The following is a 23266-nucleotide window of genomic DNA, read 5'->3' as shown; positions in this document are numbered from 1 at the left end:
GCTGACACATGGGCATCCGCAAGTACAAGCCGACGACCCCGGGTCGTCGTGGCTCCAGCGTCTCCGACTTCGCCGAGATCACTCGGTCGACCCCGGAGAAGTCGCTGCTGCGTCCGCTGAGCAAGACCGGCGGCCGTAACTCCAGCGGCAAGATCACCACCCGCCACAAGGGCGGTGGCCACAAGCGTGCGTACCGGCTGATCGACTTCCGCCGGAACGACAAGGACGGCGTTCCCGCCAAGGTCGCGCACATCGAGTACGACCCCAACCGGTCCGCTCGTATCGCGCTCCTGCACTACGCCGACGGCGAGAAGCGCTACATCATCGCCCCGGAGAAGCTCAAGCAGGGTGACACGGTTGAGAACGGCCCCCGCGCCGACATCAAGCCGGGTAACAACCTGCCGCTGCGCAACATCCCGGTCGGCACCGTGATCCACGCGATCGAGCTCCGCCCCGGTGGCGGCGCGAAGATGGCGCGGTCCGCCGGTGCCAAGGTGCAGCTGGTGGCGAAGGACGGGCCTTACGCCCAGCTTCGTCTCCCGTCGGGCGAGATCCGCAACGTCGACGTCCGCAACCGCGCCACCGTCGGCGAGGTCGGTAACTCCGATCACTCCAACATCAACTGGGGCAAGGCGGGCCGTAACCGCTGGCGCGGCAAGCGTCCCACCGTCCGTGGTGTCGTCATGAACCCGGTCGACCACCCGCACGGTGGTGGTGAGGGTAAGACCTCCGGTGGTCGTCACCCGGTGAACCCGAACGGCAAGCCCGAGGGTCGTACCCGTCGCCGCAAGGCTTCGGACTCGATGATCGTCCGCCGCCGCCGTACCGGCAAGAACAAGCGCTGAGCAGGGAGGTAGAAGCACATGCCACGTAGCCTTAAAAAGGGCCCCTTCGTGGACGACCACCTGCTCAAGAAGGTGGACGTTCTCAACGAGTCGGGCAAGAAGACCGTGATCAAGACTTGGTCGCGTCGCTCCACGATCATCCCGGATTTCCTGGGTCACACGATCGCGGTGCACGACGGACGCAAGCACGTCCCGGTGTTCGTCACCGAGGCGATGGTGGGTCACAAGTTGGGCGAATTCGCTCCGACTAGGACCTTCAAGGGCCACATCAAGGACGACCGCAAGTCGCGCCGCCGCTGAGCGGGCACGAGAGAACAAGGAAGCTAGCGATGAACGCCCAGAACGACGTGGCCGAGGCTTTGCCGACGGCTTACGCGCGGGCTCGCTTCGTCCGGGACTCGCCTACCAAGGTGCGCCGGGTGATCGAGCTGATCAAGGGACGTAGCGCCGCCGACGCCTTGGCCGTGCTCCAGTTCGCCCCGCAGGCGGCAAGTGAGCCGGTCGCGAAGGTGCTCGCCAGCGCCGTGGCCAACGCCGAAAACAACCTCGATCTTGACCCGGACACCCTCTGGATCAAGAACGCCTACGCCGACGAGGGCCCGACCCTCAAGCGCATCCGTCCGCGGGCCCAGGGCCGCGCGTACCGGATCCGCAAGCGGACCAGCCACATCACCGTCGAGGTGGAGTCGCGTCCGAAGGCCGAGGCCAAGAAGGCACAGGGCAAGAAGAAGGCAGGTGGCCGGTAGTGGGCCAGAAGATCAACCCGCACGGCTTCCGCCTGGGTATCACCACGGACTGGAAGTCGCGTTGGTACGCCGACAAGCAGTACGCGGAGTACGTGGCCGAGGACGTCAAGATCCGGAAGCTGCTGTCCACGGGCATGGAGCGCGCCGGGATCTCCAAGGTCGAGATCGAGCGCACCCGTGACCGGGTCCGCGTCGACATCCACACCGCCCGGCCGGGCATCGTCATCGGCCGTCGCGGTGCGGAGGCCGACCGGATCCGCGGCGCGCTGGAGAAGCTGACCGCCAAGCAGGTCCAGCTGAACATCCTTGAGGTCAAGAACCCCGAGGCCGACGCCCAGCTCGTCGCTCAGGGTGTCGCGGAGCAGCTGAGCAACCGTGTGGCGTTCCGCCGCGCGATGCGCAAGGCGATCCAGACCTCCATGCGTTCGCCGCAGGTCAAGGGCATCCGCGTGCAGTGCGGCGGTCGTCTCGGCGGTGCCGAGATGTCCCGCTCCGAGCACTACCGCGATGGCCGCGTCCCGCTGCACACGCTGCGCGCCGACATCGACTACGGCTTCTTCGAGGCCAAGACGACGTTCGGTCGCATCGGCGTGAAGGTGTGGATCTACAAGGGCGAGCTCGTGGGTGGCCTCAAGGCCAGGGAGGCGCGTGACGCCGCCGCTGCCGCTGAGCGTGCCCCGCGCCGTGACCGTGGTGACCGTCCCGCCCGTCCGCGCCGTTCCGGTGCGTCGGGCACGACGCCGACCTCGACCGAAGCCGGCCGGGCCGCCGCCGCCGCCAAGAGCGACGACGCCGCCCCTGCGGCCACCGAGGCCCCGGCTGCTGAGACTGCAGAAAAGACGGAGGGCTGACACGTGCTCATCCCGCGCAGGGTCAAGCACCGGAAGCAGCACTCTCCGAAGCGCCACGGTGCCGCCAAGGGCGGTACGAAGGTGAGCTTCGGCGAGTACGGCATCCAGGCGCTTGAGCACAGCTACGTGACCAACAGGCAGATCGAGTCCGCTCGTATCGCCATGACGCGTCACATCAAGCGTGGCGGCAAGGTGTGGACGACCATCTACCCGGACCGCCCGCTGACCAAGAAGCCGGCGGAAACCCGCATGGGTTCCGGTAAGGGTTCGCCCGAGTGGTGGGTCGCCAACGTGAAGCCGGGTCGCGTGATGTTCGAGATCAGCTTCCCGAACGAGGAGACCGCCCGTGAGGCGCTCCGTCGTGCGATCCACAAGCTGCCCATGAAGTGCCGCATCGTGACCCGTGAAGGTGGTGAGTTCTGATGGCGAAGGCAGGTGCCGCTCTGGCATCGGAGCTGCGTGAGCTCACCGCGGAAGAGCTCGTTCTGCGTCTGAAGGAATACAAGGAGGAGCTCTTCAACCTCCGCTTCCAGATGGCGACCGGACAGCTCGACAACAACCGTCGTCTGCGCACCGTCCGTACGGACATCGCGCGGATCTACACGGTCATGCGCGAGCGTGAACTCGGCCTGTCCGTTTCCCCTGACGCCGAGAGTGAAGGTGCCGCATGAGCGAGCAGCCCACCGAGGCGGCCGGCCGCAACGACCGCAAGGTCCGTGAGGGCTATGTCGTCTCGGACAAGATGGACAAGACGATCGTGGTCGAGCTCGAAGACCGCAAGAAGCACCGTCGTTACGCCAAGGTTCTCCGCAGCACCAAGAAGGTCAAGGTGCACGACGAGAACAACGAGGCGGGCACGGGCGACAAGGTCACCTTGATGGAGACCCGCCCGCTGTCGGCGACCAAGCGCTGGCGCCTGGTGCAGATCGTGGAGAAGGCCAAGTAAGTAGGGCTCTTTTTGAGTCCCTTAGTTCCGCAAGGCTCGTACCTCGGTGCGAGAACCAGCGCGACATACAGGAGTTGACGTGATCCAGCAGGAGTCGCGGCTTCGGGTTGCCGACAACACGGGCGCGAAGGAAATCCTTTGCATCCGCGTTCTCGGCGGTTCGGGGCGGCGCTACGCGGGTATCGGCGACATCATCGTCGCCACCGTGAAGGACGCCATGCCGGCTGCCGGCGTGAAGAAGGGTGACGTCGTCAAGGCGGTCATCGTTCGCACGCGCAAGGAGCGCCGTCGTCCGGACGGTTCTTACATCCGCTTCGACGAGAACGCTGCTGTGCTCATCAAGAACGACAATGAGCCCCGCGGCACCCGCATCTTCGGCCCGGTGGGCCGCGAGCTGCGCGACCGAAAGTTCATGAAGATCATTTCGCTCGCGCCGGAGGTGTTGTAGAGCATGAAGGTGAAGAAGGGCGACACGGTCGTCGTCGTCGCCGGCAAGGACAAGGGCGCCAAGGGCAAGGTCATTCAGGCCTACCCCGAGCGCGAGCGTGTGCTGGTCGAGGGCGTGAACCGGATCAAGAAGCACACCCGGATCTCCCAGACCCAGCGCGGCGCGCAGTCCGGTGGCATCGTCACCCAGGAGGCGCCCATTCACGTCTCGAACGTGATGGTCGTCGACTCCGACGGCAAGCCGACCCGGGTGGGCTACCGCATCGGCGAGGACGGCAAGAAGGTCCGGGTCTCGCGCCGTAACGGTAAGGACATCTGATCATGACCACCGCAGAGAAGATCGCCCCGCGCCTCAAGGTGCGGTACCGCGAGGAGATCAAGGGACAGCTCCAGGAGGAATTCTCCTTCGAGAACGTCCACCAGATCCCTGGCGTCGTCAAGGTCGTCGTGAACATGGGTGTCGGAGACGCCGCCCGTGACAGCAAGCTGATCGAAGGCGCCATCAAGGACCTGGCCGCGATCACCGGGCAGAAGCCCGAGGTTCGCAAGGCTCGCAAGTCCATCGCGCAGTTCAAGCTGCGTGAGGGCCAGCCGATCGGTGCGCGCGTCACGCTGCGCAACGACCGCATGTGGGAGTTCCTCGACCGGCTGCTGACCATCGCGCTGCCGCGTATCCGTGACTTCCGCGGGCTTTCGCCGAAGCAGTTCGACGGCAACGGCAACTACACGTTCGGTCTCAACGAGCAGTCGATGTTCCACGAGATCGACCCGGACGCCATCGACCGCCCGCGCGGTATGGACGTCACTGTCGTCACCACCGCCAACACCGACGACGAGGGCCGCGCGCTGCTTCGCAAGCTCGGCTTCCCGTTCAAGGAGAACTGAGTCGATGGCCAAGAAAGCACTGGTCCACAAGGCCGCTAAGACGCCGAAGTTCAAGGTTCGCGGTTACACGCGCTGCCAGCGGTGCGGTCGCCCGCACTCGGTGTTCCGCAAGTTCGGGCTCTGCCGGATCTGCCTTCGCGAGATGGCACACGCGGGCGAGCTGCCCGGCGTCCGCAAGTCCAGCTGGTAAGAGTCTCCTTTGCCAATTCGGCCGAAAGCAGGCGGATGCGGACCGCGAGCCCAAGGGCTCACCGGCTCCCTTTCCGCCGTGACTGCCGGTCGGATTGGCAAACAATCGGATACAGAACTCCCACTTCGCCACAGGCCTTGCAGTTCTGCAGGGAACCAGGGCGAGAAAGGTTGACAGGTCACCATGACGATGACCGACCCCATCGCAGACTTCTTGACCCGTCTGCGTAACGCGAACTCGGCTTACCACGACGAGGTCGTGCTTCCCCACTCGAAGATCAAGGCGAACATCGCCGAGATCCTCAAGCGCGAGGGCTACATCGCGAGCTACCGCGACGAGCCGGGCGAGAAGCACAAGAACCTCATCGTGGAGCTGAAGTACGGCCCCAACCGTGAGCGCAGCATCGCCGGCCTCCGCCGCGTGTCCAAGCCCGGCCTGCGGGTCTACGCAAAATCGACCGAACTGCCGAACGTTCTCGGTGGCCTCGGCGTCGCGATCATCTCGACGTCCTCCGGCCTCCAGACCGACCGTCAGGCCAAGCGCAACAGCGTGGGCGGCGAAGTCCTCGCCTACGTCTGGTAAGGAAGGGGGCACAGACATGTCACGCATCGGAAAGCTGCCGGTCGCCGTCCCCTCCGGGGTCGACGTGACCATCGAAGGTCAGCAGATCAAGGTCAAGGGTCCCAAGGGCACTCTTGAGCACACCATCGCCGAGCCGATCACCGTGGAGCGCGCCGAGAACGGCACGCTGCAGGTGAAGCGTCCCGACGAGGAGCGCACCAGCCGTGCCCTGCACGGTCTCACCCGGACGCTGGTCAACAACCTCGTCGTCGGTGTGACCGAGGGCTACGAGAAGAAGCTCGAGATCCACGGTGTCGGTTACCGTGTGCAGGCCAAGGGCTCGGACCTCGAGTTCGCCCTCGGCTACAGCCACCCGGTGAAGATCGAGGCCCCCGAAGGCATCACCTTCAAGGTCGAGACCCCCACCCGGTTCTCGGTCTCGGGCATCGACAAGCAGAAGGTCGGCCAGATCGCCGCGGTCATCCGCAAGCTGCGCCGCCCGGACCCGTACAAGGGCAAGGGCCTGCGCTACGAGGGTGAGAAAATCCGCCGCAAGGTCGGAAAGACGGGTAAGTGATCATGAGCGACACGACTACGAAGCGCAAGCCGGTCGGCAAGGACATCTCGACCCGCCGCCGCGTCGCGAAGGCCCGTCGGCACTTCCGCCTTCGCAAGAAGATCAACGGCACGGACCTGCGTCCGCGCCTGGTCGTCAAGCGGTCCTCGCGGCACATCGCCGTGCAGCTGATCGACGACCTCGTCGGCAAGACCCTGGCGTCGGCGTCCACCCTCGAGGCGGACGTCCGTGCACTGGACGGCGACAAGAAGGCCAAGGCCGCCAAGGTCGGGGAGCTTCTCGCCGCTCGCGCCAAGAACGCCGGTGTCTCGACGGTGGTGTTCGACCGTGGCGGTAACGCCTACCACGGCCGCATCGCCGCACTGGCCGACGCCGCCCGTGAAGCGGGGTTGGAATTCTGATGCAGATGCTCGTGAATGGAAGGAAAGCCTGATGCCGGGACGTACACGGCAATTCGGCGGCGGCCAGGGCGGACCCGGCGGACAGGGCGGCAACGACCGCAATGAACGTCGTGGTGGCGGCCGGGATCGTCGCGACAGCGGCCGTGGCGGGGCCGGTCAGGACAAGACCCCGCACCTCGAGAAGGTCGTGACGATCAACCGCGTCGCCAAGGTCGTCAAGGGTGGTCGTCGCTTCAGCTTCACCGCCCTGGTGGTCGTCGGTGACGGCGACGGTCAGGTCGGCGTCGGCTACGGCAAGGCCAAGGAAGTTCCCGCGGCCATCGCCAAGGGCGTCGAGGAAGCGAAGAAGAACTTCTTCCGCGTTCCCCGCGTCGGTGGCACCATTCCCCACCCGATCCAGGGTGAGGAAGCCGCCGGTGTCGTGCTGCTCCGTCCGGCCTCGGCCGGTACAGGCGTCATCGCCGGTGGCCCGGTGCGCGCGGTGCTGGAGTGCGCGGGCGTCCACGACGTGCTGTCGAAGTCGCTTGGCTCCGACAACGCGATCAACATCGTGCACGCGACCGTGGCGGCCCTGAAGGGTCTGCAGCGTCCCGAAGAGGTCGCGGCCCGCCGCGGTCTCCCGCTCGAGGACGTCGCCCCGGCTCGGATGCTGCGTCAGCGCGCGGGCCAGGGGGTCTGACATGACTCAGCTCAAGGTGACCCAGGTCAAGAGCAAGATCGGCACGAAGCACAACCACCGTGAATCGCTGCGCACCCTCGGGCTGCGCAAGATCCGGCAGAGTGTCGTGCGTGAAGACACCCCCCAGGTTCGCGGCCTCATCCACACGGTCCGCCACCTGGTGGAGGTCGAGGAGGTCAAGGCATGACTGCCATCAAGATCCACCACCTTCGTCCGGCTCCGGGCGCGAAGCGCGAGAAGATGCGCGTCGGCCGTGGTGAGGGCTCGAAGGGCAAGACCGCCGGTCGCGGTACCAAGGGCACCAAGGCCCGGAAGAACGTGCCCGCCGGTTTCGAGGGTGGGCAGATGCCCATCCACATGCGGCTGCCGAAGCTTCGCGGCTTCAAGAACCGTTTCCGCACCGAGTACCAGCCCGTGAACCTGGGCGACATCGCCCGCGTGTTCCCGGACGGTGGCAAGGTCGGCAACGAGGAGCTCGTCGCGAACGGTCTCGTCCGCAAGAACAAGCTCGTGAAGGTGCTCGGCAACGGTGAACTGAACGGCGTCAAGCTGGACGTCACCGCCGATGCTTTCTCCGGCTCCGCCAAGGAGAAGCTCTCCGCCGCCGGTGGCTCCGCCACCACGCTCTGAGCTCTCCCGCTTCACCCGGCTCTTTCCGCTTCGCTGCGGGAGCCTCCGCTTCACCGAAAGGCCCGCCTGGCTCCGCCTGGCGGGCCTTTCGCTTGCGCTCACTCCGACCTGCGTTTAGCCCCCTAATCGCGATCCGGGCCGGAAGAGCTCCCCGCGCCCAGATCGCGTTTAGGGGGCTAAACGCGATCCGCCGGTCGCCCAGGTGCCCGCCGCCCGGATCGCGTTTAGCCCGCTAAAGGCGACGTGCCCGTCTGGGCGGCGAGCGTGGCGTGCAGGGGTCTGGCCTGGAAGGATCACAAGGTGGACACACCTCCCGGGCAGAATCCGCCGTCCTTCCAGCAGCAGCCGGACGCTCCGCCGACGGTCGTGTCGGTCTCCGGCCCCATGGATCCGGTACCCGGGCCGGGGAGGGCCGACCACCCCGAGCCCCGCAGGTTCGTCGCGGCGAGCCTGACGGTCCTGGCGTCGGTCTTGGTCCTCGTCGGCTGCTTCTTCCCGTTCTTCACCACGGAATATCGGCTCAGTTTCGACCGCAGCGACAAGATCGCGGTCGTCGTCGTCCAAGACGCCTGGGAAACGAAGGTCCACCAGCACAACGATCCCGCTTTCGTCATGGGGACGTCGCCCGTCGGTGTTCCTCTTCTGGTCGCCGCGGTGATCCTCCTGGCGGCCGCGATCGCCGCCGCCCGCGCCGCCCGGCTGCGACGGCCGGACACTTGGGACCGATGGCTCACCACGATCGCGGCGGTGTTCCTCATCGGCGTTGTCGCCACGGTCGCCATGCTGGGAATCGGGCGCCAGCTGGGAGCACCCGCCGAAGGAACACTGACGCTCGACGCCGGCATGTGGGCCCTTTTCGCCGCAGTCGCCGCCGCAGTGGGCGCGGCCGTCATGACTCATCGCGTCCAGGCGGGCGAGGTCCCGGTGAGCGACCCGAGCCTCGCGGACATGCCGACGCCGAAGGACGGAATCTCCATCACGATGCTCCCGCCGGAGCCACAACCCGAGCTACCGGACTATTCAGCTTTCGCGCCACCCCCTGAGACGGGCTCGAAAGTGCGCGATTAGCCCGCTAAACGCGCTCGCGGCCGCCGATACGGTGGGGGAGGAGGTGGCCGATGACTTGGGCAGTGGTCTTTTTCGGAGCGGCGGTGCTCGTCGCTTTTACGCCAGGGGCGAACAACCTGCTGGGCCTGCACCACGGCATGACACAGGGTGCGTGGAAAGGGCTCGCGGGCCTGTTAGGCCGATTGGCCGCTTTCACGGTGCTGATCACGGCCGTCGCGGCAGGCCTCGGGCAACTCCTCGCGGCCTCCGAGCTTGCACTCACGGTGATCAAATGGGCGGGCGTCGCCTACCTGGTCTGGATCGGCGGGCGGTTGCTGTGGTCGACGTTCCGTGCCGGGCGAACCGCGCTGGTCCAAGCGCCGCGAGACACTGAACCCGTACCGGCCTCGCGGATCGCGCGGAAGGAGTTCGTCGTCGCGATCACGAACCCGAAGGCGATCCTCATCTTCACGGCGTTCGTGCCCCAGTTCATCGACGCAGCTCACGGCTCTTTTCCCGCGCAGATCGCGATTCTCGGTGCGATCTACCTGCTCGCCGAGTTCGTCGCGGGCGCGACCTACATCGGAGCCGGCGCGCTCGTGAAATCGCTCCGGTTGTCCCGCCGCGCGACTCGCAACGTCGACCGCGGCACCGGTGTCGTACTCCTCGGCATGGCTGGAGCCCTCGCCGCTTCGAGCTCCTGATCACGGTGCGTTTAGCGGGCTAAGTGCGATCCGACGGGGGTCAGGAAAGCACGGACGACAGGGCGATCTGTCAAGGTTCCGGAGCGAGATGCACAAGTCGATCAACCTCGCGGACCAACCTTCGTCCGGAAAACCCACACGCACTGCGGACACGCCCTGTGAAGCTGTTAGAGTCGGCGACACGCTTCGGGACGAGTGTGCCCCGAAGCGTTCCTGGCTTGTGCCAGAAAGCTGTGTGTTCCCGCCGGCCCCAGGTCGGCCAAGCCGATCGTCGGTACGACAGCCGACGACGCCGAGGAGGTCCCCCGCGTGCTCAGCGCCTTCCGCTCGGCTCTCGCGACGCCGGATCTACGTAAGAAGATCCTGTTCACGCTAGCCATCGTCGCGGTCTACCGAATCGGTGCCACCATCCCGGCCCCGGGCATCTCATACTCCGCGGTACAGAAATGTACTGAGACCGGGTCGCAGGAGGGCGTCTATCAGCTGCTGAACCTGTTCAGTGGCGGTGCACTGCTGCAGCTGTCGCTGTTCTCGACCGGCATCATGCCGTACATCACGGCGAGCATCATCGTCCAGCTCCTCACCGTGGTCATCCCGCGGTTCGAGGAACTGAAGAAGGAAGGCCAGGCCGGCCAGGGCAAGCTGACCCAGTACACCCGGTACCTGACGATCGCTCTCGCGGTCCTGCAGGCCACCGGTGTGGTGGCGCTCGCCGACCGCAAGCAGCTCTTCCCGCAGTGCGACACCGCGATCATCCCGGACAACAGCGTCTACACGCTGGCCATCATCGTCGTCACGATGACCGCCGGTACCGCCGTCATGATGTGGCTGGGTGAGCTGATCACCGAGCGCGGCGTCGGCAACGGCATGTCCGTCCTCATCTTCCTGAACATCGCGGCCCGCATCCCGATCGAGGGTGGCAACATCCTCAGCAGCGCGGGTGGCGGCGTCTTCGCCTTGATCTGCGTGTTCGGCCTGGTGATCATCGCCAGCGTCATCTTCGTCGAGCAGGGCCAGCGCCGGATCCCGGTGCAGTACGCCAAGCGCATGATCGGCCGCCGCATGTACGGCGGGACCTCGACCTACCTGCCGATCAAGGTGAACCAGGCCGGTGTCATCCCGGTCATCTTCGCCTCGTCGCTGCTCTACCTGCCGGACCTGATCAGCCGCCTCGTCGGCGACGCCAACAGCAACTCCGGCTGGCAGGTCTTCATCCAGAACTACATCGTCAACCAGTCCAGCTGGGCGCACGTCCTGCTGTACTTCGCGTTGATCATCTTCTTCACGTACTTCTACATCACGATCACGTTCAACGTGGACGAGCGTGCGGAAGAGATGAAGAAGTTCGGTGGCTTCATCCCGGGTATCCGGCCGGGCCGCCCCACCGCGGAGTACCTCAGCTACGTCCTCGGCCGGATCACCCTGCCGGGCTCGCTGTACCTGGGCATCATCGCGATCCTTCCGAACTTCTTCCTGTCCGTCACCGGCAGCGGGAACAACCAGAACTTCCCGTTCGGTGGCACGGCTGTGCTGATCATGGTCGGTGTCGGTCTCGACACCGTGAAGCAGATCGAAAGCCAGCTGATGCAACGTAACTACGAAGGGTTCTTGAAGTGACGCGCCTGGTTCTCGTTGGCCCTCCTGGCGCGGGCAAAGGTACTCAGGCGGTAGCACTGTCGGAGAAGCTCCGGATCCCGCACATCTCGACCGGCGACCTGTTCCGCGCCCACGTGGGCGAGCAGACGCCGCTGGGCCAGGAAGCCAAGCGCTACCTGGACTCCGGTGAACTCGTGCCCGATTCGGTCACGAACGAGATGGTGCGCGAGCGTCTCTCCGAGCCCGACGCCAAGGTCGGTTTCCTGCTGGACGGGTTCCCTCGGAACACAAAGCAGGCCGACGTCCTGGGCGAGATCCTGGGCGAGGTCGACGCCGAACTGAACGCGGTCATCCAGCTCCAGGTATCGGAAGACGTCGTCGTCGAGCGGCTGCTGTCCCGCGGCCGCTCGGACGACACCGAAGAGGTCATCCGCCGTCGTCAGCAGATCTACGTGTCCGAGACCGCTCCGCTGCTCGAGTACTACGCGGAAATCCTGGTCACGGTCGACGGCGTCGGCTCGGTCGACGAGATCTCCGCCCGCGTGCTGGAAGCGCTGCGCGACCGCACGTGAACCTCGGAGGACTGCGTGTACTGCAACGGCTTCGTCGTGGGCGCATGATCGAAATCAAGACCTCGGGCGAGCTCCAGGCGATGAGGGCCGCAGGTCTGGTCGTCTGGCGCACGCTCACCGCGGTGCGGGAGATCGCCAAGCCCGGAGTGACTACGGCCGATCTCGACGAGCTCGCCGAGCAGACGATCCGCGACGCCGGCGCGGTGCCCTCGTTCAAGGGGTACCACGGCTTCCCGGCGTCGATCTGCGCTTCGGTGAACGAGCAGATCGTCCACGGCATCCCGGCGAAGACGCAGGTCCTGAACGACGGCGACATCATCTCGGTGGACTGCGGCGCCATCCTCGACGGCTGGCACGGCGACTCCGCGGTCACCCTCGCGATCGGTGAGGTGTCGAAGGCGGATCTGGCGCTCTCGGCGGCCACCGAGGCGGCGATGTGGGCCGGGATCGCCGCTGTGTCGTCAGGCGTCAGGCTCACGGACATCTCGCACGCCGTGCAGACCGCGGCCGAGAAGGCCAGTCAGGAAGACGGCATCGAGTACGGGATGATCGTCGAGTACGGCGGTCACGGGATCGGTCGCCAGATGCACATGGACCCGTTCCTGCCGAACCTGGGCAAACCGGGCAAGGGGCCGCGGCTCAAGACCGGCATGGCGCTCGCGATCGAGCCCATGCTGACCGGTGGCGGCGGCGAGACCGTCGAGCTCGAGGACGGGTGGACCGTCGTGACCGCGGACGGCTCGCGGGCCGCGCACTGGGAGCACACCGTCGCCATCACCGATGACGGCCCGTGGGTCCTCACCGCCCCCGAAGACGCCTGACCCCCTCCAGATCGCGTTTAGCCCGCTAAACGCAAGTCGCCCCGACCTGCGTTTAGCCCGCTAAAGGCGAGAGCGCCGGGAGCGCGGTTAGCCCGCGAAACGCAAGTCCGCCCGCCGGTCGGCGCAGTGCCCGGGTCCGCCGATGAGGCGCCCGCCCGCTGCCCTCATCGGGTGCATCCCGCCCGCCGAGCGCCCCGCGCCGCCTGCCCGACAGAGCACGTTTAGCCCGCTAAACGCAGGTCGGCGTAGGCGTACGATGGTGAAGGTCGCACTCAGCGGACTCAGGGGTCACCTAACACAGTCACCCCCCGTTTGGGTCTCACGACACGGGTTGCGTACACTGTCAAGTCGGTGTACTCATCGCGCCCGGATCCTGCGCGCTCGTGAATTCTCGCGAACGGACATTGGACCCGGGGAGGAGTGTGCCGAAGCACCACCCAGCCAAGCACTCAAGCTCTGACTGATAACACAGCGTAGCGACAGGAAATGCGGAGGACATGGGCAAGAAAGACGGGGCCATCGAGGTCGAAGGCCGCGTAGTCGAGCCGCTCCCCAACGCGATGTTCCGCGTCGAGTTGGAGAACGGCCACAAGGTCCTTGCACACATCAGCGGCAAGATGCGGCAGCACTACATCCGCATCCTGCCCGAGGACAGGGTTGTCGTGGAGCTCTCGCCCTACGACTTGTCTCGTGGTCGCATCGTCTACCGCTACAAGTGATCACGACGAGTTAGCACAAGCAGGAGAGCAGGAGACGTGAAGGTCCAGCCGAGCGTCAAGAAGATCTGCGACAAGTGCAAGGTGATCCGCCGTCACGGCCGGATCATGGTGATCTGCGAGAACCTGCGGCACAAGCAGCGGCAGGGCTGATCACTCGCACTCGTACAGAGTGGATTGACGGCTACACAATCTCCCCGCACCTGCCGGGCCGTGCGAACGGCCCGGTTCACCCTCGGACTTCAGGCCGGGGCCGGGACACCCGAAGCGCGAGCCAAGGGCACGACAGGCGAGTCGGTCCCGGGACCGGACGGGGAGCAGACCTGAAGATGAATTCTATGAAGGAGCATCAACGCCAATGGCACGACTCGCTGGCGTAGACCTCCCCCGCGAAAAGCGGTTGGAGATCGCGCTGACTTACATCTACGGCATCGGCCGTACCCGCTCGAAGCAGCTCGTCGCTGCTGCCGAGCTCAACGCGGACACTCGCGTCAAGGATCTGAGCGATGACGACCTCGCCAAGCTGCGGGTCTACATCGAAGAGAACTTCAAGGTCGAGGGTGACCTTCGCCGTGAGGTGAACGCCGACATCCGTCGGAAGATCGAGATCGGGTGCTACGAGGGCCTTCGTTGGCGTCGCGGACTTCCTGTCCGCGGTCAGCGCACCAAGACGAACGCCCGCACCCGCAAGGGTCCGAAGAAGACGGTCGCCGGCAAGAAGAAGGCTGGCAAGAAGTGAGCGTCCAGGGCAAGAAGGTCGTGCAGATGGGCGGCGTCCGCCGCCGCGGCTCGGCTTGTGTCTCGCCCAAGGCGCTCTACGCCCGTCCGATGGCGCTCCGCAACCTGTACACCGACGCCGGTTCGATCATCCGGCGCGGCCAGGCCGAAGCGGTCGCCGCTCACCAAGAGAACGCGCGCTAACAGGAGAACCCTCAGAACATGCCACCGAAGTCTCGTACTGCGGCGGGGGCCAAGAAGGTCCGCCGTAAGGAAAAGAAGAATGTCGCGCACGGTCACGCGCACATCAAGAGCACCTTCAACAACACCATCGTCTCGATCACGGACCCGACCGGTGCCGTGATCGCGTGGGCGTCGAGTGGTCACGTGGGCTTCAAGGGCTCGCGTAAGTCCACCCCGTTCGCCGCGCAGATGGCCGCCGAGAGCGCTGCCCGCAAGGCTGCCGAGCACGGCATGAAGAAGGTCGACGTTTTCGTGAAGGGCCCGGGTTCGGGCCGCGAGACGGCGATCCGCTCGCTGCAGGCGGCCGGCCTCGAGGTCGGCACCATCCAGGACGTGACCCCGCAGCCTCACAACGGCTGCCGCCCGCCCAAGCGGCGCCGGGTCTGAGGAACGGGGAGGAGTAAGAAGAAATGGCTCGTTACACCGGCCCCGCGACGCGTATTTCGCGTCGCCTCAAGGTTGACCTCATCGGCGGCGACCAGGCTTTCGAGCGTCGCCCCTATCCGCCCGGCCAGCACGGCCGTGGCCGGATCAAGGAGTCCGAGTACCTCCTGCAGTCGCAGGAGAAGCAGAAGGCCCGCTACACCTACGGCGTTCTCGAGCGTCAGTTCGTCCGGTACTACAAGGAAGCCGTCCGGCGTCCCGGTAAGACCGGTGAGAACCTGCTGCAGATCCTCGAGTCCCGCCTGGACAACGTGATCTACCGCGCCGGCATCGCCCGCACCCGCCGTCAGGCGCGGCAGCTGGTGAGCCACGGTCACTTCGTGGTCAACGGCGTCAAGGTCAACGTGCCCTCGTACCAGGTCAGCAAGTGGGACATCATCGACGTGCGGCCGAAGTCGTTCGCGATGCTGCCCTTCGTCGCTGCCAAGGAGTCGTTCGGCGAGCGTCCCGTTCCCGCGTGGCTCCAGGTTGTTCCGTCCAACCTCCGTGTGCTGGTCCACCAGCTCCCGGAGCGCGCTCAGATCGACGTTCCGGTCCAGGAACAGCTGATCGTCGAGCTCTACTCGAAGTGATCCATCGCCGGGCCGGAGATCCTCCGGCCCGGTATGGGTTCGCGCGGCGGCGCTCAGAATGCGCCGCCGCGTCGCCATCCCTTTCGGTGTCATATGGCGGGCGCCGTTTGGAAAGGAATTAGGAAAGATGCTGATTTCCCAGCGGCCGGCTCTCGGCGAAGAGACGGTCAACGAGACCCGCTCCCGGTTCACCATCGAACCGCTGGAGCCCGGCTTCGGGTACACGCTCGGCAACTCGCTGCGTCGCACGCTGCTGTCGTCCATTCCGGGCGCGGCCGTGACGAGCATCCGCATCGACGGCGTGCTGCACGAATTCACCACCGTTCCCGGGGTGAAGGAAGACGTCACCGACATCATCCTGAACCTCAAGGAGCTCGTGGTCTCCTCGGAAGAGGACGAGCCGGTCACCATGTACCTGCGCAAGCAGGGCCCCGGTGAGGTCACGGCTGCCGACATCGTGCCCCCGGCCGGTGTCACCGTGCACAACCCGGATCTGCACATCGCGTCGCTGAACGGCAAGGGCAAGCTCGAGATCGAGCTCGTCGTCGAGCGCGGCCGCGGTTACGTTCCGGCCCTGCAGAACAAGCAGGCGGGCGCGGAGATCGGCCGGATTCCGGTCGACTCCATCTACTCCCCGGTGCTGAAGGTGACCTACAAGGTCGAGGCGACCCGTGTCGAGCAGCGCACCGACTTCGACAAGCTGATCCTGGACGTGGAGACGAAGCCGTCGATCACGCCGCGGGACGCCGTCGCATCGGCCGGCAAGACGCTGGTGGAGCTGTTCGGTCTCGCGCGCGAGCTGAACGTCGACGCCGAGGGCATCGAGATCGGCCCGTCGCCGCAGGAGGCGGACACCATCGCCGCCTACGCGATGCCGATCGAGGACCTGGACCTCACCGTCCGGTCGTACAACTGCCTCAAGCGCGAGGGTATCCACACCGTCGGCGAACTGGTCTCGCGCAGCGAGGCCGACCTGCTGGACATCCGCAACTTCGGTGCGAAGTCGATCGACGAGGTCAAGCTCAAGCTCGTCGGTCTCGGCCTCGCGCTGAAGGACAGCCCGCCCGGGTTCGACCCGACCGCGGCCGCGGCCAGCTACGACGGTGAAGGCTGGTCCGAGGGCGTCGACAGCATCACGGACGGAATTTCGGACAACGGCCACGACGATGGCCAGGACTACGCAGAGACGGAGCAGCTGTAAGGCCAGCTTCGGCTCCCTCCCCGGTAGGGGTGGGGGAGCCCCGGCCTCCAGCTGTGAGCTGAACGAGGAGAACCGATGCCCACCCCCACAAAGGGACCCCGTCTCGGCGGGTCGCCCGCGCACGAACGGCTGATCCTGGCCAACCTGGCCACCCAGCTGTTCGAGCACGGCAAGATCACGACGACCGAGGCGAAGGCCCGGCGGGTGCGCCCGCTGGCCGAGAAGCTGATCACGAAGGCGAAGCGGGGCGACCTGCACAACCGTCGTCTGATCCAGCGCGTCGTGCGCGACAAGGACGTCGTGCACAAGCTGATCGCCGAAATCGGTCCGTTCTTCGCGGAGCGCCCGGGTGGCTACACCCGGATCACCAAGACGATGGCGCGCAAGGGCGACAACGCCCCCATGGCCGTCATCGAACTGGTGGCCGAGAAGACCGTCACCGCCGAGGCCGAGGCCGCGCGCAAGACGAAGTTCGCCAAGGACGAGCCGAAGGCTGCCGCCCCGGCCGCCGAGGAGACCACTGAAGCCCCTGAGGTTGCCGACACGGCCGCCACCGAGGCTCCGGAGGCCACCGAGGCTCCCGCCGCCGACGAGGCCGCTGAGGCCCCCGCCGCGGACGCGGACAGCAAGAAGGACTGACGTCCTGACGGCACCGAACACCCCGGACGAGCCCGCCACTCCCACTGCGGAGGGCGGGCTCGTTCGTCTGCGCCTGGATGTTTCCTACGACGGCACCGATTTCTCCGGTTGGGCGCGGCAGCCCGGGCGGCGCACGGTGCAGGGGGTCTTCGAAGAAGCGCTCGCGAAGCAGCCTCCAGGAGCCTCGGTCCCGAAGTCCGTCGTCGTCGCCGGCCGCACCGACGCCGGTGTGCACGCCGCCGGCCAGGTGGTCCACGTCGACGCGTCGCCTTTAGCGGGCAAAACGCGATCCGGGCGTCTGGAACTGGACGAGCAGGGCATTCCTGACCTGGGCCGGATGCGCTACCGCTGGAATCGGTACCTGCCGGGTGACGTGCGGGTGCTTGACGCACGCGTGGCGGCACCCGGGTTCGACGCGCGGTTCTCGGCCGTGCGGCGGCACTATCGCTATCGAGTTTCGGACGCGCCGTGGGGCGTGGATCCGTTGAGGCGTCACGACACCCTGGCCTGGGGCCGGCCGCTCTCGATCGACGCGATGAACGAGGCGTCGGCGGCTCTCTTGGGGCTTCAGGACTTCGCGGCCTTCTGTAAACAGCGCGAAGGTGCGACGACTATTCGCGAGTTGCAGAAGCTCGTCTGGAAGCGGACCGGACCGCACGCGGTCGAGGTCGACGTCTCCGCTGACGCGTTCTGTCATTCGATGGTGCGCAGCCTGGTGGGGGCGCTGCTCTTGGTCGGTGACGGCCGTCGTCCGCAGGCATGGCCCGGCGACGTCCTGGAGAGCCGGACGCGAGACAGCGCTGTCGCTCCCGCACACGGCCTGACGCTGATGGCCGTCGACTACCCGCCGGATACCGAACTCGCGGCCCGTGCCGATCAAACGCGCGCCATGCGCACCTCCTCCTGACCCGGCCGCGGCGCAGTTAGCGGGCTAAACGCGCCGCGTCGGGCACGCCAGACGGCCTCGACGATGCCTTTGAAGTCGTTCGCCAGGTCGTCCGCGGTCACGATCACGAAGCGCCAGCCTTCGGCCTCCGCCCGTCTTCGGCGTTTGCGGTCGTAGGCGCGTTGCTCTGGTGTGTTGTGCCATCGGCCGTCGTATTCGATGGCGACCTTGAACTCCTCGTCGCCGAGGTCGAGGCGAGCGATGAAGTGACCAGTTCGGGAGAAGACCTCGACTTGAGGTGTCGCCGCGATGCCGGCAGCGGCCAGCACGATGCGGACTTCCGATTCCGGTGGCGACTCCGCGCGGGGGTCTGAGAGCCGCAAAGCATGTCTGGCCAAGCGGATTCCCCGATTGCGGCGCCCATAGAACTCCCCGTTGAGATGCAGATCGCTCAGCTTCTGGGCTCTCATGAACTGGTCCAGATCCGGGACTCCGATGCGGAGCCGCCGCACCCACCCGGATCTTCGGGGAGAAAGCCGGAGCAACAGGTCGAGTGCGATCCGGCGCTTTCGCGCGATGCGAATGCCGTTCCAAGGCCTCGATTCTTCGGGTTTGACCTCGGTGCGCCGGACCTTGATGCCGACGATCGGGCCGAAGCGCTGTTTCTCCGGTACGACCATCTCGACCGGATCGTTGGGCTTGGCCAGCTCGACGCCATGAACGGTCGCGGCCGAGCGCCCGGTCAGCACGGCTTCCGGCGGCGCCAGTAACGCGGCGCCACGGCAACGCAATTCGTGCGTGACCTCGACACCAGCGCGCGTGTAGACGTCCTGGAACAGCCTTCGGACGGTGGAACCACGCAGCTGGCTCGCCGAAATGAGGCCCGCCTTGCGCGCCTCGGAGCCGCGGAAGACGTCGGGAAGATGAGATGAATCGAAGGGTTTGGTCATGCCGGCACGGTGACCGACAAGACCGACAAGGTAGGGCGGCCAACGGCTTCTCAGGGCCGACTTATCCACAACCCCCGACTTGTCCACAGTCGGCGCGATTGCCCCTTGACGGCCGAACTCCCGCACCGCTTCCCGCCCCAGGTCGACTTTCGCCGCCTAAACGCGACGCGGGCAGGACGCAAAACGGGGGGCACTGTCCGAAGTGGACAGTGCCCCGCGGAGCACGATTAGCCCGCTAAAGTCGACGCGGCCGGTTAGTCGCCGCGGCGTACGGGGCCCAGGAGCTGCTGCTCTTTCGCCGTGGTGACCAGGCGAAGCGGGCGCCAGAGGTTCCGGCCCAGAGCGACGACCTGGTCGTCCTTCAGCGTCGTGAGCTGCTTCATCATCTGCGGCGGGAGCCGCCAGATCCGCGCGGCCAGCTCCGCCTGTCCCGGCGGGAGCCGCTGCATCAGCACCAGGTCGGCCGCGTTCGCGGTCGCCCCGGCCTGCGGGTGCAGGTACGGCAGCACGTAGACCGTCGTCTGCCACGGCGACCGCGGCGGGAACAGGTCCTGCGGTGTCGGGCCACCGTCGGTCACGACCAGCAGCGGCGCGTCCTCGGACGGGCGCGGGAGGTCCACCGGCGACAGCCGCCGGATCTGCACCAGCGGCGAAGGCCTGCCGTTGGGCTGATTCCCCGCGGCCTGGGGGAGTACCTGCCACGCGGCCGGACGGCCGGTCGCCACGACGACCCACGCCCCGACCGCCATCGCCCGCAGCGCGACCTGGCGAGCCAGGTACAAGCCGCCGACCAGCACGATCCGGGTCGGCGTCGAGCGCAGCGCGGAGATCGTCAGCGGCTCACCCTTGAGCCCGGAGCCGAGGACGATCCCGCCTCGGTCGCCGGACGGGCTGATCGCGTCGAGCATCGCCGGGTCGACGGTGAATTCCGGGGCGACACCGGCACTCTGGCCGGCGTCGCGCATGCGGGTGCTCATGCCGTGCCTCCGATCGGCAAAGTCGCGGAGAACCCGGAGACCTGCAGGCCGCGCAAGGGCGTCAGCGCCACACCGAGCCGGTCCGAGACACCCTGCAGCCGCTGGTCGGCCGCGTCCAGTTCACGCGGGTTCCGCGCGCTCAGGCGCACGATCCCCCGCAGGCCGATCTTGCCCTCGTCCGCGGACGGCGAGATCGACATCGCCACCGTCGCCGACAGCGCGCGGACACTGGTCAGCGCATTCAGGCTGCCGCTGATCTTGCCCTTCGGCCAGCTGGTGATCGCGTAACTCGCGTGCCCGATGCCCGCCGCGGTGACGCCGGTCCAGCGCTCCTGCAGACCGACTTTCGCGGGCGAACCGGCGACCGCGGTCAGTTCCGCGGCCGAAATGCTGGACCGCAGCAGCTCGTCCGGATCGAGCGGCCGGGTCGGCACGCCCTGCGACTCCAAGGCGTTGCGCACCCGCGAAAGCGCCCCGATCAGCGCGCGATGCGCACCGACCACGCCGCCGCCGCGTTCGCGGATGGCGGCCGGGCACCGGCGCGGGTCGAGCCGGATGGCGACCCACGTCGTCCGCCGCGCGGCCGCGGGAAGCGGGCCGAGCACCTCCATGTAGGAACTGAGCGCCGGCGAGTCCGACGGAAGCGCGGCGCTGCCCGGATAGCAGTGCCAGATCATCTGGATCGAGTCGAGGACCACACCGCGGTCCTCGAGGCAGGGCGCGAGCGCGGACAGCGGCAGGCTCGGCGCGCCACCCGCCTGGGTGATCAGGGCGGGCGCGGGCTCGACGAGCAGGACCGCGGTCCATGTCCCGTCGTTCCACGCGAGGCCGACCTGCTGGCGTTCGTGGTCCACACCGTGCGCGACGACGAGATCGGGAACGGCGAGGCGGAGAAGGTTCACCCGCGCGTCGTCAGGGCCGGTGACGGCGTCCTCTTCGGCTGCGAGCGTCTCGATGCTGCTCGGCGGAAGCGGATTCGCCACCCGATCGTGCGAGCGGAGCATGTACCGCGTGGTGAGTCCAGCCCATTGGGTGAACCAGCGGCCACCCCAGCGCAGGAACGCGATGATGATCGCGAACGCGAGCACACCGATCGCGATGTACTTCAGCTTCATGTCGATCGCGAGCAGGACGAGACCGATCGCGAGCCCGAGTTCGAGCACGACCAGATTCGCCACGGGCAGCGGGCCGAGGTTGATCCCGCCGGTCCGGCGCCGCGTGGGCGCGGCGATGCGTGCCGTCGGAGCGGGCGGAGGGCCGGATTGCGGGCCGGGGCCACCGGGCGGAGGACCGCTCGGGCCGCCTGGCCCACCAGGGCCTCCCGGGCCACCAGGTCCACCGGGGCCCCCAGGCCCTCCTGGACCACCGGGGCCGCCAGGACCCTGCGGTCCGCCGGGACCTCCAGGGCCGCCGTGCCCACCAGGACCGCCAGGGCCCCCTGGACCGCGAGGAACACCGGGACCACCCGGGCCTCCGGCCGGGCCACCCGGACCGCCTGGTCTGCCGGGCCTGGGTGGCGGCCCCTGCGGACGACCCGGAGGTTGCGGCCCCGGAGGGCCGGGCGGACGTGGAGGAGTGGTGACGGACATCCGCGCTTTCTCTTCCCCTCGTGCGTGCTGCGTACCCGGAAAGCCGGTCCCGAGGAACTTGACACTAGCTGGAGTTGGTAGAAACCCCACACCAGACGGTCCCCGTACGGCTATCCTGCGGAACCGTACCGCGACGGGGAGGACTGTAGGTCGAGAATGCCATCAACACCGACTACTAAGTCTCAAGTTCAGGCTTATCAGTTCGTTTTGCGCCGGATGCAATCCGCGCTGGTCCGTCGTGATGCCGTCATGCTCCACGACCCGATGCGCACGCACACGCGGGCGACCATCGTGGGCGTCGTGCTGGCCGCGTTGGGCGTCCTGGTCTTCGTCATCTGGGGCCTTCTGAGCCCGAAACCGTCCGTGCCGGAAGCGGGCAACATCGTCATCGGCGAGCAGTCCGGAACGGTGTACGTCGTGGCTGGGAACCCGAAGAAACTCGTCCCCACGTTCAACCTCGCCTCCGCGCGGCTGCTGATCATGGCGCAGTCGAAGCAGGGGGCGCAGCAGGCGGGGACCAAGCCTTCCGGGCCGCAGCAGGCTTCCGAAGTGAAGAACCCCACAGTCGTCTCGGACGAACAGCTGAAGAACATCCCCCGCGGCCAGCTCATGGGCATTCCCAACGGCCCGCAGCTGATGCCGACGGAAACCCAGCGCGCCAGCGCGGACTGGGGCGTCTGCGACGAGGTCATGTACGACCCGTCGGTGCCGAAGCCCGATCTCATGAAGACGGAAACGACCGTCTACGCGGGTGTGCCGCAGCTCGCGAACCGTGAGCTCGGTCAGAACGAGGCGTTGCTGGCCAAGGGCGCCAACGGCAGGACCTATCTGATCTACCGACTGGCGGCGAATCCCAACCTGCCGAACGCCAACGCCGTCAAGGCCGAGATCAAGCCCGACGCGAACGCCGTCCTCTCCGCGTTGAAGCTGCCCGATCAGCCTCGCGGGATCTCGCAGGGCCTGCTGGACGCGATTCCCGAGGTGCCCGAGCTGAAGCTGCCGGAGGTCCCGGGCAAGGGGGAGACCCCCAACTACGAGATCGAAGGCATGAAGGTCGGCGACGTCTTCTCCACGGAGCAGGCCGAAGGGCGGAAGGACTTCCACCTCATCCTGAGGGAAGGGATCCAGACCGTTTCCCCGGCGGTCGCGGACATCGTCCAGACCGGCAAGAACGACGGCAGCACCTCGGTGATGTCCGTCGCGCAGGGCAAGATCCGCAACATCACGCGGGTGACCACGGGGCAGCAGGCCTTCGTCGGGCTCGACGCCTACCCCCAGGCCGTGCCGACGGTGCTGAACGCGACCCAGGGTTCCCGGGTCTCGTGCCTGAGCTGGTCCGTTGTCGGTGAAGGCAGCAACCGGGACGGGCACACCGCGGTCTTCGTCGACGACAAGATGCCGAAGGGCAGGAACGCCGACGGATCCGCGCCCGGCGTCAAGATCGGCACCCCCGGTCCGGTCGGCGCGCCGATCAACAGCTTCTTCATGGAGCCGGGTTACGCGGCCGTCGTCCAGTCGGCGACCGGCAAGGAGACCTTCGACAAGGGACCGATCCAGCTGATCTCCGATCGCGGGATCCGCTACGGCGTTCCCGACGCCGTGACGGCGGACTCGATCGGGCTCAACAAGCGCGTACCCGCGCCCGAGTCCATCATCAGGATCCTGCCCAACGGCGCTTCGCTGAACACACAGGACGTGCTTCGCACCTTCGACACGGTGCCGATCGACGACAGGGCGGGCTCGGTCGCCACGCAGTCGAAGGCCCCGGCGGGTAACTGATCGCGGGAACCCGTGGGACGGCGCGCGCGTCTCAACGCCCAAGCGATATCGGGTG

The 23266-nt window shown here is 67.0% G+C and carries 35 protein-coding genes; 32 read left to right on the top strand and 3 right to left on the bottom strand.

All coding sequences use genetic code 11. The features are described 5' to 3' along the window. Positions 1–8 precede the first annotated feature (8 nt). The 31 genes from rplB (at position 9) to truA (ending at position 17937) form a co-directional block, all read left to right on the top strand. A complete protein-coding gene (gene rplB, locus ACZ6YV_RS11125) occupies positions 9–845 on the top strand; it encodes a 50S ribosomal protein L2 (RefSeq protein WP_465509454.1) in 837 nt (278 codons plus the stop codon). An 18-nt stretch (positions 846–863) separates the two neighbouring features. After that, positions 864–1145: a 30S ribosomal protein S19 gene (gene rpsS / locus ACZ6YV_RS11120; RefSeq protein WP_026468892.1), complete on the top strand. Its 282-nt coding sequence runs from the start codon at positions 864–866 to the stop codon at positions 1143–1145. A gap of 29 nt (positions 1146–1174) precedes the next feature. Next, positions 1175–1591 (top strand): 50S ribosomal protein L22, encoded by a 417-nt coding sequence (gene rplV / locus ACZ6YV_RS11115; protein WP_076163003.1) that lies wholly within the window; start codon positions 1175–1177, stop codon positions 1589–1591. After that, positions 1591–2442, top strand: a complete 852-nt coding sequence (gene rpsC, locus ACZ6YV_RS11110; protein WP_364026035.1) for a 30S ribosomal protein S3 — start codon at positions 1591–1593, stop codon at positions 2440–2442. The genes rplV and rpsC overlap by 1 nt, the downstream gene beginning before the upstream one ends. A gap of 3 nt (positions 2443–2445) precedes the next feature. Next, positions 2446–2865: a 50S ribosomal protein L16 gene (rplP, locus tag ACZ6YV_RS11105; RefSeq protein ID WP_360279834.1), complete on the top strand. Its 420-nt coding sequence runs from the start codon at positions 2446–2448 to the stop codon at positions 2863–2865. Next, positions 2865–3113, top strand: coding sequence for a 50S ribosomal protein L29 (gene rpmC / locus ACZ6YV_RS11100; RefSeq protein ID WP_005166783.1), 249 nt, complete (start codon positions 2865–2867; stop codon positions 3111–3113). The genes rplP and rpmC overlap by 1 nt, the downstream gene beginning before the upstream one ends. Continuing rightward, positions 3110–3388, top strand: a complete 279-nt coding sequence (gene rpsQ / locus ACZ6YV_RS11095) for a 30S ribosomal protein S17 (RefSeq protein ID WP_465509453.1) — start codon at positions 3110–3112, stop codon at positions 3386–3388. Before rpmC ends, rpsQ begins: the two co-directional genes overlap by 4 nt. A 79-nt stretch (positions 3389–3467) precedes the next feature. Further along, positions 3468–3836, top strand: a complete 369-nt coding sequence (gene rplN, locus ACZ6YV_RS11090) for a 50S ribosomal protein L14 (RefSeq protein ID WP_005166785.1) — start codon at positions 3468–3470, stop codon at positions 3834–3836. A 3-nt stretch (positions 3837–3839) separates the two neighbouring features. Next, complete coding sequence (gene rplX, locus ACZ6YV_RS11085) at positions 3840–4154, top strand: 50S ribosomal protein L24 (RefSeq protein WP_076163007.1); 315 nt, start codon at positions 3840–3842, stop codon at positions 4152–4154. Positions 4155–4156: 2 nt separating this feature from the next. Next, entirely contained in the window at positions 4157–4720 is a 564-nt protein-coding gene (gene rplE, locus ACZ6YV_RS11080; protein WP_101612171.1) for a 50S ribosomal protein L5, read from the top strand. A 4-nt stretch (positions 4721–4724) separates the two neighbouring features. Beyond that, positions 4725–4910, top strand: coding sequence for a type Z 30S ribosomal protein S14 (locus ACZ6YV_RS11075; protein WP_005166789.1), 186 nt, complete (start codon positions 4725–4727; stop codon positions 4908–4910). Positions 4911–5093: 183 nt separating this feature from the next. After that, positions 5094–5492: a 30S ribosomal protein S8 gene (gene rpsH / locus ACZ6YV_RS11070; protein ID WP_101612172.1), complete on the top strand. Its 399-nt coding sequence runs from the start codon at positions 5094–5096 to the stop codon at positions 5490–5492. Between the two features lie 16 nt (positions 5493–5508). Beyond that, complete coding sequence (gene rplF / locus ACZ6YV_RS11065; RefSeq protein WP_410656590.1) at positions 5509–6048, top strand: 50S ribosomal protein L6; 540 nt, start codon at positions 5509–5511, stop codon at positions 6046–6048. Between the two features lie 2 nt (positions 6049–6050). After that, entirely contained in the window at positions 6051–6449 is a 399-nt protein-coding gene (rplR, locus tag ACZ6YV_RS11060) for a 50S ribosomal protein L18 (RefSeq protein WP_465509452.1), read from the top strand. A 31-nt stretch (positions 6450–6480) separates the two neighbouring features. After that, positions 6481–7128 (top strand): 30S ribosomal protein S5, encoded by a 648-nt coding sequence (gene rpsE / locus ACZ6YV_RS11055; protein ID WP_076163010.1) that lies wholly within the window; start codon positions 6481–6483, stop codon positions 7126–7128. 1 nt (position 7129) lies between these two features. Then, entirely contained in the window at positions 7130–7315 is a 186-nt protein-coding gene (gene rpmD / locus ACZ6YV_RS11050) for a 50S ribosomal protein L30 (protein WP_076163011.1), read from the top strand. After that, positions 7312–7758, top strand: coding sequence for a 50S ribosomal protein L15 (rplO, locus tag ACZ6YV_RS11045; protein WP_378238605.1), 447 nt, complete (start codon positions 7312–7314; stop codon positions 7756–7758). The genes rpmD and rplO overlap by 4 nt, the downstream gene beginning before the upstream one ends. Positions 7759–8058: 300 nt before the next feature. After that, positions 8059–8826 (top strand): hypothetical protein, encoded by a 768-nt coding sequence (locus tag ACZ6YV_RS11040; protein WP_465509451.1) that lies wholly within the window; start codon positions 8059–8061, stop codon positions 8824–8826. A 50-nt stretch (positions 8827–8876) separates the two neighbouring features. Continuing rightward, positions 8877–9509: a LysE family translocator gene (locus ACZ6YV_RS11035; RefSeq protein WP_465509450.1), complete on the top strand. Its 633-nt coding sequence runs from the start codon at positions 8877–8879 to the stop codon at positions 9507–9509. 309 nt (positions 9510–9818) lie between these two features. Beyond that, positions 9819–11126 carry a preprotein translocase subunit SecY gene (gene secY / locus ACZ6YV_RS11030; RefSeq protein ID WP_378238608.1) on the top strand — a complete coding sequence of 436 codons (1308 nt, stop codon included), beginning with the start codon at positions 9819–9821 and terminating at the stop codon, positions 11124–11126. Then, positions 11123–11677: an adenylate kinase gene (locus ACZ6YV_RS11025; RefSeq protein WP_465509449.1), complete on the top strand. Its 555-nt coding sequence runs from the start codon at positions 11123–11125 to the stop codon at positions 11675–11677. The genes secY and ACZ6YV_RS11025 overlap by 4 nt, the downstream gene beginning before the upstream one ends. Positions 11678–11721: 44 nt before the next feature. Then, a complete protein-coding gene (map, locus tag ACZ6YV_RS11020; protein WP_465509448.1) occupies positions 11722–12498 on the top strand; it encodes a type I methionyl aminopeptidase in 777 nt (258 codons plus the stop codon). A 497-nt stretch (positions 12499–12995) separates the two neighbouring features. Continuing rightward, positions 12996–13217 carry a translation initiation factor IF-1 gene (gene infA / locus ACZ6YV_RS11015; RefSeq protein WP_005166804.1) on the top strand — a complete coding sequence of 74 codons (222 nt, stop codon included), beginning with the start codon at positions 12996–12998 and terminating at the stop codon, positions 13215–13217. Positions 13218–13253: 36 nt separating this feature from the next. After that, a complete protein-coding gene (gene rpmJ, locus ACZ6YV_RS11010) occupies positions 13254–13367 on the top strand; it encodes a 50S ribosomal protein L36 (protein WP_004558882.1) in 114 nt (37 codons plus the stop codon). Positions 13368–13572: 205 nt separating this feature from the next. Next, positions 13573–13953 (top strand): 30S ribosomal protein S13, encoded by a 381-nt coding sequence (gene rpsM / locus ACZ6YV_RS11005; protein WP_101612179.1) that lies wholly within the window; start codon positions 13573–13575, stop codon positions 13951–13953. Next, on the top strand, positions 13950–14135 hold the full coding sequence (locus ACZ6YV_RS11000; protein ID WP_034304268.1) for a hypothetical protein: 186 nt from the start codon (positions 13950–13952) through the stop codon (positions 14133–14135). Before rpsM ends, ACZ6YV_RS11000 begins: the two co-directional genes overlap by 4 nt. A gap of 18 nt (positions 14136–14153) precedes the next feature. After that, positions 14154–14561, top strand: a complete 408-nt coding sequence (gene rpsK, locus ACZ6YV_RS10995; protein WP_020643222.1) for a 30S ribosomal protein S11 — start codon at positions 14154–14156, stop codon at positions 14559–14561. A 23-nt stretch (positions 14562–14584) separates the two neighbouring features. Next, positions 14585–15190 (top strand): 30S ribosomal protein S4, encoded by a 606-nt coding sequence (rpsD, locus tag ACZ6YV_RS10990; RefSeq protein WP_037314696.1) that lies wholly within the window; start codon positions 14585–14587, stop codon positions 15188–15190. 127 nt (positions 15191–15317) lie between these two features. Beyond that, complete coding sequence (locus ACZ6YV_RS10985) at positions 15318–16391, top strand: DNA-directed RNA polymerase subunit alpha (RefSeq protein ID WP_005166811.1); 1074 nt, start codon at positions 15318–15320, stop codon at positions 16389–16391. A 75-nt stretch (positions 16392–16466) separates the two neighbouring features. Further along, positions 16467–17030, top strand: coding sequence for a 50S ribosomal protein L17 (rplQ, locus tag ACZ6YV_RS10980; protein ID WP_378238611.1), 564 nt, complete (start codon positions 16467–16469; stop codon positions 17028–17030). Between the two features lie 73 nt (positions 17031–17103). Then, the gene (gene truA / locus ACZ6YV_RS10975; protein WP_465509743.1) at positions 17104–17937 is read left to right on the top strand and encodes a tRNA pseudouridine(38-40) synthase TruA; all 834 of its coding nucleotides are present in this window, start codon (positions 17104–17106) and stop codon (positions 17935–17937) included. Here the strand turns inward: truA and ACZ6YV_RS10970 are convergent. The 3 genes from ACZ6YV_RS10970 to eccE form a co-directional block, all read right to left on the bottom strand. Next, complete coding sequence (locus tag ACZ6YV_RS10970) at positions 17907–18866, bottom strand: endonuclease domain-containing protein (protein WP_465509447.1); 960 nt, start codon at positions 18864–18866, stop codon at positions 17907–17909. The two genes, truA and ACZ6YV_RS10970, sit on opposite strands and share 31 nt — an antisense overlap. Before the next feature lie 254 nt (positions 18867–19120). Further along, the gene (locus tag ACZ6YV_RS10965) at positions 19121–19843 is read right to left on the bottom strand and encodes a hypothetical protein (RefSeq protein ID WP_093938471.1); all 723 of its coding nucleotides are present in this window, start codon (positions 19841–19843) and stop codon (positions 19121–19123) included. Next, positions 19840–21021, bottom strand: a complete 1182-nt coding sequence (eccE, locus tag ACZ6YV_RS10960) for a type VII secretion protein EccE (RefSeq protein ID WP_465509446.1) — start codon at positions 21019–21021, stop codon at positions 19840–19842. The genes ACZ6YV_RS10965 and eccE overlap by 4 nt, the downstream gene beginning before the upstream one ends. Positions 21022–21588: 567 nt before the next feature. Here eccE and eccB point away from each other — a divergent pair. Further along, the gene (eccB, locus tag ACZ6YV_RS10955; protein WP_465509445.1) at positions 21589–23211 is read left to right on the top strand and encodes a type VII secretion protein EccB; all 1623 of its coding nucleotides are present in this window, start codon (positions 21589–21591) and stop codon (positions 23209–23211) included. Positions 23212–23266: the final 55 nt, after the last annotated feature.

Source organism: Amycolatopsis sp. NPDC102522, from assembly GCF_055584485.1.
The sequence above is the reverse complement of the archived record's forward strand: the minus strand, read 5'-3'. Positions and strand labels throughout refer to the sequence as shown.